The organism is Bacteroides cellulosilyticus DSM 14838, from assembly GCF_000158035.1.
GTDB classification, from domain to species: Bacteria; Bacteroidota; Bacteroidia; order Bacteroidales; family Bacteroidaceae; genus Bacteroides; species Bacteroides cellulosilyticus.
The window spans coordinates 370,782-383,536 of record NZ_EQ973489.1 but is presented as its reverse complement, the minus strand read 5'-3'; the positions used below and the strand labels follow the sequence as shown (position 1 = coordinate 383,536).

Annotated in this window: 10 protein-coding genes and 1 pseudogene; 7 read left to right on the top strand and 4 right to left on the bottom strand. The window is 41.8% G+C overall.

The annotated features are described in order from the left end of the window. Window positions 1-213: pseudogene (locus BACCELL_RS04195) on the top strand (aspartate--ammonia ligase); the annotation flags it as partial. 146 nt (window positions 214-359) lie between these two features. Next, window positions 360-1,022: a uracil-DNA glycosylase gene (locus BACCELL_RS04190; RefSeq protein WP_007210319.1), complete on the top strand. Its 663-nt coding sequence runs from the start codon at window positions 360-362 to the stop codon at window positions 1,020-1,022. Between the two features lie 135 nt (window positions 1,023-1,157). Here BACCELL_RS04190 and BACCELL_RS04185 read toward each other — a convergent pair whose 3' ends face one another. The 3 genes from BACCELL_RS04185 to BACCELL_RS04175 form a co-directional block, all read right to left on the bottom strand. Beyond that, on the bottom strand, window positions 1,158-3,941 hold the full coding sequence (locus BACCELL_RS04185) for a putative LPS assembly protein LptD (RefSeq protein ID WP_025726023.1): 2,784 nt from the start codon (window positions 3,939-3,941) through the stop codon (window positions 1,158-1,160). A gap of 79 nt (window positions 3,942-4,020) precedes the next feature. Then, window positions 4,021-4,557 carry an HD domain-containing protein gene (locus tag BACCELL_RS04180; RefSeq protein WP_007210317.1) on the bottom strand — a complete coding sequence of 179 codons (537 nt, stop codon included), beginning with the start codon at window positions 4,555-4,557 and terminating at the stop codon, window positions 4,021-4,023. After that, entirely contained in the window at window positions 4,558-6,276 is a 1,719-nt protein-coding gene (locus BACCELL_RS04175; protein ID WP_007210316.1) for an ArnT family glycosyltransferase, read from the bottom strand. Window positions 6,277-6,362: 86 nt separating this feature from the next. Here BACCELL_RS04175 and BACCELL_RS04170 point away from each other — a divergent pair, with 86 nt between their 5' ends. Together BACCELL_RS04170 and BACCELL_RS04165 are read left to right on the top strand one after the other, a co-directional pair. Continuing rightward, window positions 6,363-6,743, top strand: coding sequence for a GtrA family protein (locus BACCELL_RS04170; RefSeq protein WP_025726020.1), 381 nt, complete (start codon window positions 6,363-6,365; stop codon window positions 6,741-6,743). A gap of 50 nt (window positions 6,744-6,793) precedes the next feature. Beyond that, window positions 6,794-7,747 carry a glycosyltransferase family 2 protein gene (locus BACCELL_RS04165; RefSeq protein ID WP_007210314.1) on the top strand — a complete coding sequence of 318 codons (954 nt, stop codon included), beginning with the start codon at window positions 6,794-6,796 and terminating at the stop codon, window positions 7,745-7,747. Here BACCELL_RS04165 and BACCELL_RS04160 read toward each other — a convergent pair. After that, window positions 7,744-8,712 carry a hypothetical protein gene (locus BACCELL_RS04160; RefSeq protein WP_007210313.1) on the bottom strand — a complete coding sequence of 323 codons (969 nt, stop codon included), beginning with the start codon at window positions 8,710-8,712 and terminating at the stop codon, window positions 7,744-7,746. The two genes, BACCELL_RS04165 and BACCELL_RS04160, sit on opposite strands and share 4 nt — an antisense overlap. A 142-nt stretch (window positions 8,713-8,854) precedes the next feature. On the opposite strand from BACCELL_RS04160, the gene BACCELL_RS04155 reads away from it, so the two are divergent. The 3 genes from BACCELL_RS04155 (at window position 8,855) to dnaA (ending at window position 12,708) form a co-directional block, all read left to right on the top strand. Then, a complete protein-coding gene (locus tag BACCELL_RS04155) occupies window positions 8,855-10,057 on the top strand; it encodes an N-acetylmuramoyl-L-alanine amidase family protein (protein ID WP_007210312.1) in 1,203 nt (400 codons plus the stop codon). A gap of 18 nt (window positions 10,058-10,075) precedes the next feature. Further along, window positions 10,076-10,969 carry an MlaD family protein gene (locus BACCELL_RS04150; protein WP_044153322.1) on the top strand — a complete coding sequence of 298 codons (894 nt, stop codon included), beginning with the start codon at window positions 10,076-10,078 and terminating at the stop codon, window positions 10,967-10,969. 350 nt (window positions 10,970-11,319) lie between these two features. Next, window positions 11,320-12,708, top strand: coding sequence for a chromosomal replication initiator protein DnaA (dnaA, locus tag BACCELL_RS04145; RefSeq protein ID WP_007210310.1), 1,389 nt, complete (start codon window positions 11,320-11,322; stop codon window positions 12,706-12,708). Window positions 12,709-12,755 lie beyond the last annotated feature (47 nt).

Genomic DNA, 12,755 nt, shown 5'->3' with positions numbered 1-12,755 from the left:
CTGAAACAAGAGGGAGAAGAAAAACGACTGGAACTCTATTTCCATAAACGCCTGATGAATGACACATTGCCCCTTTCTATAGGTGGTGGTATCGGTCAATCACGTCTTTGTATGTTCTATTTAAGAAAAGCTCATATCGGCGAAATTCAAGCCAGTATCTGGCCGGAAGATATGCGTGAAGAATGTAAGGAACACAATATTTACTTGATTTGATATCCAGGTACAAATAGAAAAGGCAGAGATTTTATGATTTCTGCCTTTTCTGTTTATCTCTGTTCGAAGAAATAAAAAGAATGCTCTATTACAGAAATCAGATTAAAATTGTATCTTAGCATCCGAAACTTTTAACACACAAAATTATGAACGTTCAAATAGAAGAAAGTTGGAAAGCACGTTTGAAACCGGAATTTGAAAAAGATTATTTTCATACACTAACGGATTTTGTACGGGAAGAATACAGTCATTATCCAATATACCCTCCGGGAAAGCTCATATTCAACGCTTTTAATCTTTGCCCATTCGATAAGGTGAAAGTAGTTATCATCGGTCAGGATCCTTACCATGGTCCCGGACAAGCTCATGGTTTATGCTTTTCTGTGAACGATGGAGTTCGTTTCCCTCCTTCATTGATTAATATATTCAAAGAAATAAAAGATGATATTGGTACAGATGCTCCCACCACTGGAAATCTGACCCGTTGGGCCGAGCAAGGTGTCCTGCTCCTGAATGCAACCCTAACTGTCCGTGCCCATCAGGCAGGTTCTCATCAGAACCGCGGCTGGGAGACTTTTACGGACGCCGCCATACGTGTCCTTGCCGAACAGCGTGAACACCTCGTATTCATCCTCTGGGGATCTTATGCACAGCGTAAGGGTGCATTCATCGACCGGAGCAAGCATCTTGTTCTGACTTCTGCGCATCCCTCTCCCCTATCTGCCTACAATGGTTTCTTTGGAAATAAGCATTTTAGCAGAGCGAATGCCTATTTGAAAGAACATGGAGAACAAGAAATAGCATGGTAAAAAGCAATTCCTAATCAGAAATAAAGATATCCCCTTCTACACTGAAGCATTCCGATAAATAAATCGTTTCAACAGTATAGAAGAGGATATTTTTATGAAAAAGCAAATGCAGTAAAAGGAATATCAAATGGATTCTTAATACCATTTAATATTAGTCTGTGTCTGACTCTTCTTATCATATTTCAAGTCTTGCAGAATACTGGCATTGGCACGGATAACGAAGCTATAGTACTTCCATGTACCAAATGGAGAAAGACTGGCAGACATACTGAAACAGTGCAAGTCACGCGTTATATTGAAAGAAGTCTGCACTATCTTTTTAGCATTAAAGTCATAACCGGAGTTGAAGCTGACTGCCCACTTATTGGAAATCTTAACATTACCATTAATATTAAGCGCATTCAGACTAAACTTATAAGGATAACGCATGCTCTCTCTGTTGATTGGTCTGGAGGTATCTTCTGTTATATTAAAGCCTGTACTCAGATTTATAGACCAAGGCATTTTGAAAACCTGATAACCGTCATCATCTACAGCAGCTTTTTCCTTCTTCCGCTTGGTAGGCGTATTACTTGTTCCCGCATCATCAGTTTCGTTACTTTCACTGTCCGCATCAGTCTGTTCGTTTCCTTTTCCATCATCCTCACTCTTCTCTCCGGTAAAAAATGCTTTCCACTTCTTCCATGTATCGTTATTAAGCGTGTAACTGAAAGAGTTCCCATAGCCTTGGAAACGTCCAAAACGTCCGTAAGACCACTCCGTGCGGTCACTCGTTACAACCCTACCGTTTTTATCAAAGGTATAAGCATAAGTAGCAAAGACTGAACTCATACTAAAGGTATAGTTCTTACTCAATTTCAAACGCAAATTTAATGTCAGGTTACTCCATGGACGCACCTTAGCAGCCGTATTATAAGAAATACTCGCACCCAACTCATCAATCAGGCTGACCTTGCGTATTGAGTCATTCTTATCCTTATATTTCATTTCCAAGTTATTGGATATCTGGAATGAAATATTTCCAGATTTTCCTTGTCCAGGCACTCCGAACATTTGTCCGGCATATGGAGAATAAGTGATCGTATCTTGTGTTCCATCAGCATTGGGTTTAATATAAGTATCATAGTAACCATAGCGGGAAGAACCAAAGTCAGGAGCTGCACTGATACTGACAGAAGGAGTTATGACATGTCGAATCTGTATTTCCTTTTTCTTCATAAACAAAGGTTTATACATACCATAAATTTTTGTATTAACACCCAGACTGGCACTATAGTTATATACTCGATGGAAACCATAAATAGTATCAGTTTCTACTTCCCGCCCACTGGTACCTATATTCGGATCCCAGTCTTTCATCACCTTACGTGTATACCAACGCTCCGTATAACTCACCGATGGAGTTACATTGAAGTACTTGAACAATGTAAACGTAGCGCTGATAGGTATTTCATGTTTCATTCCGTTCTTCCAGTCCTTCACCAGATTGGATTTGAACAGAAGATCATCTTTCGTAGTAATGCTGTTAGAAAGGCGGCCACTATAGCGAAGAGAAATCTTCTCATACCATTTCTCATTACCTACAGCATTCTTCCGTTTGAAAGGAAAAATAGTACTCAAGGTAATGTTCAAATCCGGTAAAGTTACAGCAATCGAAGAGTCCTTCATGTTTTGTGCAATATTACCGGTAGCTGCAATAGAAAGTTTCTGATCGGGGAAGTTACGTGAATAGCTGACACTGGATGTTTTGGTATTCTGCGTCATAGCCTGCGAATTGTACATATTACCGATATTAGTACGCTCATAGCTACTGGACGAGAAGTTCACACTGGCCGAGAATGACGAATTTGGGCTGGCTTTGGGATCCTGGCGATGTGACCAAACAACTTTGAAGTCTTTTGCTACTGCATAGTCATCCAAGCCTTTATCACCGGTTTTAGTCACCTGATAACTAGCTTGAAACAGACCGGAGAATTTATAACGAACATTATAATTGGTTTCCGCATTCAAAGCCCAGGAGCCTTTTGTAAAGATATCACCGCGCAGCTTCAAATCCATCTTATCGCTGATAGCGAAATAGTAACCGCCATCCGTCAAACCAAATCCACGGGTAGAGTCATCCATATAACTTGGCATGATGAAACCCGATGAATAACTACTGGAGAAAGGAAAGAAGAAAAACGGTACGGCAAGAGGTAGCGGGACATCCTCAATAACCAGATAAGCAGGGCCCGTCACTACATTTTTCTTGGGGCGTACTTTGGCATAGGTCATCTGCATGTAGAAGTGAGGATGATCGTGATTATCACAGGTAGTATAACGGCCACTCTTCATGTACAGCTCATCGTTCATACCCTTCTTAGCATTATTACCAGTCACATACCCTTCGCCTTGCTGACTGACTACATTACTGATCAGCCCCTTTTTACTCTTAAAATTATACCGAATCGTATTCGTCTCATAAGGTGTATCGCCATCTTTGAAGACCGGTCTTCCTTTTATGACTTTTAATGAGTCTTCCACACCATGGGCAAAAACCGTACTACTGTCCATATTCATAGTAATCACCTCGGCAGCCAGCTCTATCTTCTGATAGTTCACCTTCCCATCTCCATATAAATTGGCAATGCCATTCTGAGTGAACACAATAGAGTCAGTAGCTTCATAAATCACCGGAGCATCCAAAGGCTGCTTTTTCTTACCGGCAGGCTGCAATTGTATCGTATCGTTTTGCAGAGTATCCCCCTTCAACAAAGTGTCTCCTCTTTGTACACCTTCTATATTAAAGGTATCTGTCCGCTCGCTTCCTGTGGGAACAGTTCTTCCACGCCGACGTTGCGAAAAAGCCTCGCCGGAGAGCAGGAGTAAGACAAGTAGTAGTATGAATGATATGAATGTATTTGCTTTCAATGGCGTAATCAACTTATAGTTTCCGCTTGAAGGGGCAAAAGTACGTAAATTATACGGATAATCTCCCTTTTTAAAGAAATTTAGATTGCTACAAGAACTGTTCGCACCAGCGATCAAAACGTTTCAAACCTTCATTGCCGAAATTAGAAAGACTTTTTCGGGCTTTCTCCACTGTTTTTTCCCGCTCCAGATGAGTCTTGGAATAAAACTTATCGGCAAAGCAAACGACTTGCTCTTCCAGGCTAATCGGGAGCATATCCCGATGAGGTACTGGCAGCTTTTGCGAAATAATATCGTCCAAAGATAGCCCTGCACCCGTATGCCTTTCACATACCAATGCATGACGGGGATATCCTTCCTGACGCATCAGATCCGCCCCTAAATAGCCATGACAGACATAGGGCTGATCTCCAAAACAGAAGATACCCGGAGCATTAGTCAGAAAGATGCCTATATCATGCAGCATGCCGGCTTCATATAAAAAGTCTTTATCCAACTGAAGCTCCGGATGGTGATCAGCAATTGAAAGAGCCTTCTCGGCCACCAAACGACTATGCACCAACAAGATGTGCTTACGTTCATTATCCTCCGGATAATATTTATCGATGATTGTAACGGGTGACATTTATTTCTTTTTAAACTTATACATATAAATCTCATCACGCAAATCGCAACTGCGCTTCTTCGTAAGGAAAATCTCTTCAAAGTCGTATGTATTTCCAAATTCTTCAAACAACAGTTCTTTTCCTCTCTCCGGCAAAACAACATATCCCTCACCGGACGGCAAATCCTTCTCAAAATGACGCATCTGATCATTCATATAAAAGTTTGCACAATAGAAGCTCATACCATCATATGAGTAGACTGTTCCCTGCGGCACATATTCCCTGATTTGGTTAACCAGGTGCTTGTCCGATTTAACTGCCAACACTGTAGGTTGATAGACCCCATCCAGAGAAACAAAAAGACAAAGCATACATCCGGCGATACTGTATAATAAGGAGTAAGCGCCGGCCCGCTTCGCTACTCCCATCCATGTGCAGGCAGCCGCTATCAAAGGAAGCGCCACCAGACACCATTTAGGAATAGACAGAGAAACCGCTTCCAAAGCATGCATAAAAGATACATTTTCAGCAGCATGACGGCCGGTTCCAAAAAGACTATCCGGTATCAGTCCTAAACGTACCGCTATGAAAGTTACCGTAAGTATCAAACACAGAGACGCAAATATATGTGCAGAGATTTTAAACACTTTTGCCCCACGCTGCACCAAAGCCAATAAATATTCAGCTATCAGCACTGCCATAAATGGATAGATGGGAAGCAGATAAACGCTACGTTTACTCTTGGGGATGCAATAAAATATGAAAATAAAGAGAATTACCACCCATGTGAACAATTGCAAGGGCGACTGTGAACGGAATTTTTTCCAGGCTTTCCCGATACGTTCGCCGAAAGATGTCCCCTCAGGTAACACACGCATGTTTTTCCACTTCAGTCCAAAGAGAGAGATCAGCAATACCAAAGTCCAGGGTATCCAGCCCCAGATAACAGTCAGGAAATTATACCATATCGGATTCTCATGTGATCCGTAGGACATCTTTCCCATGAAGCGACCGGTATTCTCTTCCAACATTAAATCGACAAAAGACTGTCCGCCTTGTGCATAAGCCGCGCCCGCCCAGGCTGCATAAGGAATCAGAGAAAGGATTCCTACAAGCAATAACAAGAAGAATGTCTTCCAGAAAGAACGTCCACGTAACAACTGGTAAAGACCGATACAGACACATGGGAATATAGAACCTACCGGTCCTTTGGTCAATGTGGCACAGCCCATCAGTAAAACAGCCAGCCAGGGAATACCGCGGCACTCCTTCTCATCCCAACGAAACAGCAAACACAATGAAATAACAATAAGCGACACTTGCAACATATCTACACGGCACGCCACCGCTGCCCGGTGTACTTCAAAAGAAGACAGAAGAAGAATAGAAGTCAGAAAAGCCGTTTTTACCCCTTTACGTTTTGCTATAAAAGAGAAGAACACCAACTGCATAGCCAGGAATGCAATAGCAGACGGCAGACGGGATGAATACTCTGACACTCCTCCAAAAAGGGAAGAGATGGCAGCGATGGCCCAGTAGAGGAAAGGAGGCTTATAAGCCATGTCGGTACCATAATTCACCGGAAGTATCCAGTTACCACTCTCTAACATAGAAAAGGCAACAATGGCCTCACGTGGTTCCCCTTTAGAATAGAAAATGGTTTCTCCCAGAAAAGGGAGTATCACAAGCATACTGAGTAGCGCTATAAACCAGAACGCTTTCTTCCTATCATCTGACATATATTTCTGTTTTTAGTGATTTCTGTGCGCAAAAGTACGAATTATTCTGCAACAATCCCTAACTTTGCCTTCTCAATTCTATGAATATGAAGAGACTGAAAAAACTGCCGGAATTTATTCGTTTCATTATGGTAGGCGTCTTTGCAACCGCTCTGCACTATGGTTTATATTTTATATTCCAGCGATTCATCAATGTAAATATAGCCTACAGCATAGGCTATATACTCAGCTTTATTGCTAATTTTTATCTGACAGCCCTTTTTACCTTCGGAAAGAAGCCATCCTGGAAGAAAGCTTTTGGCTTCGGGGGAGCCCATCTGATCAACTATATCCTACATATAAGTTTACTGAATCTGTTCCTTTGGTTAGGCTTTTCCAAACCCTTCGCCCCCATACCGGTATTTACCATCGCTATCCCGGTAAACTTCCTGCTAGTGAGATTTGTTTTCAAATACAAAGAAAGATAATTTGTTTTTCTCCCGATTTCTTACGAATATTGCAAAAAGAATAATTGATTATGGAAAAATCTCCAGTACTCGCTATCGTAGTACCTTGCTACAAAGAAGAAGCTGTATTACACGAAACACATAAAAGACTCAGTCTCCTATTGGATAAACTGATAGCAGAACGACACATCTCTCAGGATAGTTATATCTTATATGTAAATGATGGCAGTACAGATCAGACTTGGCCTATCATCAAGGATTTACACCAAAATACCCCCTATGCCTGTGGGCTGAACCTAGCCGGAAATGTGGGACACCAAAATGCACTCATGGCCGGACTGAATGCCGTCAAAGAACGATGTGATGTCGCCATTTCCATAGATGCCGACTTGCAAGATGACGTCAACGCCATTCCCGAAATGCTCGAACGCTACCGAGAGGGATGTGACATTGTTTATGGTGTACGCCGGGAACGTAAAACCGACACTTTCTTCAAACGTAGCACTGCCCTCGCTTTCTACAAGTTGATGAAAATAATGGGAGTAAAGTCGGTTTATAACCATGCGGATTATCGCTTGATGAGTTGCCGTGCTATCCAACAACTTTGCCGTTTCCGCGAGCGCAATCTCTATTTGCGCGGGCTGGTGCCTCTCATCGGTTACCAAACCGCCTGTGTTTACTATAATCGCGACAAGCGTTTTGCCGGAGAGTCGAAATATCCATTCAAGAAGATGTTAAACTTTGCCATCGACGGAATCACATCTTTTTCTGTCAAACCTGTGCGCATGGTTTTCTGGCTAGGCTGTATTTTTATACTGATAGCCGTATGCGTAACTATCTGGACGCTACGCGCTTACTACTTCCACGACACTGTGCCCGGATGGTCATCTCTGATGATTTCCCTCTGGCTGGTAGGTGGTACAATATTGGTATCCCTGGGAATTGTAGGCGAATATATCGGTAAAATCTACATTGAAGTAAAGAACAGGCCAAGATATAACGAGGAAGAATTGCTGTTGCGTTAATGTTGCGCTTCTTCCTCTTCCCTCTTTCTCTTTTTCCATAGCTGCCAGCTATTGATCAGATTCTGCCACAAGACATAAGATCCCGGTCCCACGGAGGAAAGTGGATTCAGATAAGTATATGCCATCCAGATAGCAAGAACCGTATTTTTCTGTCCCAGTGCCTGCCCGCCACTGATACGGTCATTATAACGTCCACCTATATTCTTACCCAGAAAGAATTGCAGGCAACAAGCCACTAATCCGGCAAAGGCTATCAGTATTTCCACCGAAACCGGTGCATCACTGATTGCCAGGGAACGAACAGTTTGCCCGGATACAATAGCAAGCGCTACGCCCCACAAATAAAAAGCAAGATCATGGAAACCCAATAAAAAATGGTGCACACGGGGCATAAACACTCTCAGAAACCACGCCAGGAAAAAAGGGAACAACAACAACGGGAACACTTTACTCAGGATTTTCAGGAAAGCAGCAAAGAAAGTCATGTCAGCATGAGGCTCCACTAACGGAAAAACCAAAGGAACCGCCACTGCCGCCAGCAAATTAGACAATAAGGTATAAGTAGTCAACGTAGATGCACTGCCTCCCAACTTGCCAGTGATGACAGCCGCTGCAGTAGCAGTTGGACAAATCACACAAACCATCGCCCCCTCAAATACTTCCCGATATATTTCATCCATCGGACAGCATACCAGCAAAGCGGCAATTGCCAGACATGAAATTGTCTGAAACAGCAGCAACCAGCCATGCCATGCTTTAGGTTTCAGTTCATTCAGTTTTTCTACTTTACAAAAAGTAAGCAACAGTTGGGCAAAGATCAGCAGTGGAGTAATATACGCAATCAAATCATTAATATATGGTTTGGTAGGCGCCAAGAAAGGGACATTTGCGAGAATAAAGTATCCCAAAGTACCTGAAAGCATCGCCAGTGGCAATGTCCAGTTCTTAAGAAAACGAACTAACATACCTTTTTTCTATTTAATTTGCGGGTGCAAAGTTAGTCTGTTTTAAAGAAATCTCTCACAAATCCTGGGGAAAAGTAACAAAACTTCATGTAAAACGTGAGTTTTCTATAAATTTCCACTACATTTGCAACGACTTTTGGGTATGAAACTATATAAACGACACATATTATATATCTGTATTTGCTTCGGGCTGTTCATCTCTCCTTTTTGCACTACCAGCATCGAAGCAAAAGACTTCGTTGTCGTTATTGACGCCGGACATGGTGGCCATGACCCTGGTGCTTTAGGCCGAATCTCCAAAGAAAAGACTATCAACCTGAATGTTGCCCTCAAATTAGGCAAACAGATAAAAAGGAATTGCCCTGATGTAAAAGTGGTATATACCCGTGAAAGAGATGTATTTATCCCACTTGACAGACGTGCGGAAATAGCCAATAATGCTAAAGCTGATTTATTCATTTCCATTCATACCAATTCCGTAGCGGGCGGTAAAACAGTTAAAGGAGCCTCTACATGGACGCTCGGTTTAGCCAAGTCGGATGCCAATTTAGAAGTCGCTAAACGGGAGAACTCCGTAATTTTATACGAAAGTGATTACAAGACGCGGTACGCAGGATTCAATCCAAACTCAGCCGAATCTTATATCATCTTTGAATTCATGCAAGATAAATATATGTCTCAGAGCGTACACCTTGCCTCATTGGTACAGAAAGAATTCCGCCATACCTGTAAGCGTGCAGACCGTGGTGTACACCAGGCGGGGTTTCTTGTATTGAAAGCAAGTGCCATGCCCAGCATCCTGGTAGAACTCGGTTTCATATCCAATCCGGAAGAAGAACGTTATCTCAATTCGGAAGCGGGAACCACCACACTTGCCAACGGAATATTCCGTGCTTTCCTGTCTTATAAACGTGAACATGAAATACGGATGACAGGAAGCAGCCGCACCCTATTACCGGAGGATACGGATGCCGGTAGGGTAGAAGAAGAGATACCTGCATCCCCCGTTTCCAATAACACCGAAACCAAACAAAATACAGAAAAAGTAGCTGACAGGCAAACCGATAGTGCTGCTCCAGTGTTTAAAATACAAATACTTACTTCTTCCCGTCCGCTTGCCGCCAATGACAAACGACTAAAAGGGCTGAAAGGTGTAGAGTATTATCAGGAAGGCGGACTTTGTAAATACACATACGGTGCATCGACCGATTATAATAAGGTATTACGAACTAAACGGGAGATAGCACCAAAATTCAAAGACGCATTTATCATCGCTTTCAAAAACGGAAAGAAGACAAGCGTCAGCGCTGCTATCGAAGAATTTAAAAAGAAAAGAAATAAATAATAAGACTATAACATCATGATGAAGTATCTTACTAAAGAAGTTAGAATAGGAATTGCGGGCATTATTGCTCTCTGCATATTGGTATATGGTATTAACTACCTGAAAGGCATTCATATGTTTAAGCCTACCAACTATTTCTACGTCAAGTTCCATAACATTAATGGATTGACCAAATCAAGTCCGGTCTTTGCCGATGGCTTTCGTGTAGGTATTGTACGCGACCTTTATTATGACTACAATGAACCGGGAAAAGTGGTAGCGGAAATAGATGTAGACCCGGAACTGCGTATTCCTAAAGGCAGTACCGCCGAATTAGCCTCCGAACTGATGGGTGGTGTAAAAATGAACTTACTACTTGCCAATAATCCACGCGAGAAGTATCTGACAGGTGATACCCTACAAGGCAATGTCAACAATGGTGTAATGGACCAGGTAGCCACCATCATGCCTCAGGTAGAAAAGATGCTTCCCAAGCTAGACTCTATCCTTGCTTCACTGAATACAATCCTTGGAGACCCGGCAATTCCCGGTACACTGCACAGCGTGCAAAACACAATGGCAAGCATGGAAATCACCAGCAGACAGTTACAGGCCATTATGAGTAAAGATATTCCCCAGCTTACTAAAAAGCTGAACACCATAGGAGATAATTTCGTCACTGTCAGTGATAATCTGAAAGAAATAGATTACGCTGCCGCATTTGCCAGAATAGATTCGACTTTAGCAAATGTAAAAATGATTACAGACCAATTAGGCAGGAAAGACAATACAATCGGCTTGTTGTTAAACGATCCATCGCTTTACAATAATTTGAATGCTACAACAGCCAATGCTGCCAGCCTTCTTGAAGACCTGAAATCACATCCGAAAAGGTATGTTCATTTCTCCCTGTTCGGCAAAAAAGATAAGTAGGAAAAATCTCTTTAAATAGAATAAGTCTAAATAATAGGAGCAAACAGAATTGGAAGAAAAAGCCTCAGTAAGTCCATGTAGAAACTAAAGTATTCCCATCTGTCAGATTATTTGAAAAGTTAAAAAACTTATCCCTTTCTTATATATCACACTAGAATACAGATACTTATAAAAATGCAATAGCCTCCCTGTGGGGCTATTTACATGAAACAAGATAAGTAGTTGAAAGTAAAGAGATTATTGTTTTTAGATAAAAAGCAAGAAAAAACACATTTGTTTTTCTCAAATAAGATTGCGAATTTTGCATGCGTAGAAGTTTTGCTTAATTAATAAATGTATTTAAAGCCGTTATGAGTGAATTAAATCATGTCGGGCTATGGAACCGCTGTCTTGAAATCATCAGAGACAATGTTCCGGAGCAGACATACAAAACATGGTTTCTCCCCATCATACCTTTAAAATATGAGGACAAGACGCTGGTCGTACAGGTACCCAGCCAGTTCTTCTATGAGTTTTTGGAGGACAAGTTTGTTGACTTGTTGCGTAAAACTCTATATAAAGTTATTGGTGATGGCACCAAGTTATTGTATAATGTTATGGTGGATAAGAGTTCACGTACTACCGTCAATCTCGAATCTACTCCCCGCACTATTATTCCACAGAAAAAGGTAATCGGCAGAGAAATACCGCAAGCTCCTATTGCAGATTTAGATCCTCATCTGAATCCTGAATACAACTTCGAAACATTTATAGAAGGCTATAGCAACAAACTTTCACGCAGTGTAGCAGAAGCTGTCGCTCAAAACCCGGCGAAAACAATTTTCAATCCGCTGTTTTTCTATGGAGCATCGGGCGTGGGAAAGACGCACCTTGCAAATGCTATAGGCACAAAAATCAAAGAACTCTATCCGGACAAGAGAGTGCTATATGTATCGGCACATCTGTTCCAGGTACAATATACCGACTCTGTACGTAACAATACTACAAACGATTTTATCAACTTCTACCAATCAATTGACATATTGATTATCGATGATATTCAAGAATTTGCCGGTGTTACCAAAACACAGAATACATTCTTTCATATCTTTAATCACTTACACCAAAACGGTAAACAGCTTATCCTGACTTCAGACCGTGCTCCCGTATTATTGCAAGGCATGGAAGAACGACTCATCACCCGTTTCAAATGGGGTATGGTAGCTGAACTGGAAAGACCAACCGTAGAATTACGCAAGAACATCCTGCGCAATAAGATACATCGTGACGGTTTACAGTTCCCTCCGGAAGTAATCGATTATATTGCAGAAAATGTGGGTGACAGCGTGCGTGACCTGGAAGGTATCGTCATCTCCATCATGGCACATTCTACTATATATAATAAGGAAATTGATCTGGAACTGACACAACGCATTGTACGGAAGGTAGTAAAAAGTGAAAGTAAATCTATTACCGTTGATGACATCATCAACGTGGTATGCAAGCATTTCTCACTGGATACCGCTACCATCCATACTAAATCACGAAAACGCGAAGTGGTACAGGCACGCCAGATAGCCATGTTTCTCGCTAAATCCTATACAGATTTTTCGACGGCTAAGATAGGCGCATTAATAGGCCACAAAGATCACGCAACCGTATTGCACGCCTGCAAAACCATTAAAGAATTACGGGAAGTAGACAAAACTTTCCGCGCAGAAATAGATGATATCCAAGCATCATTAAAAAAGCAGGGTTAAAAACCCTGCTTTTTTATTACTTTCCAAAGATTCTCCGACATTACTTC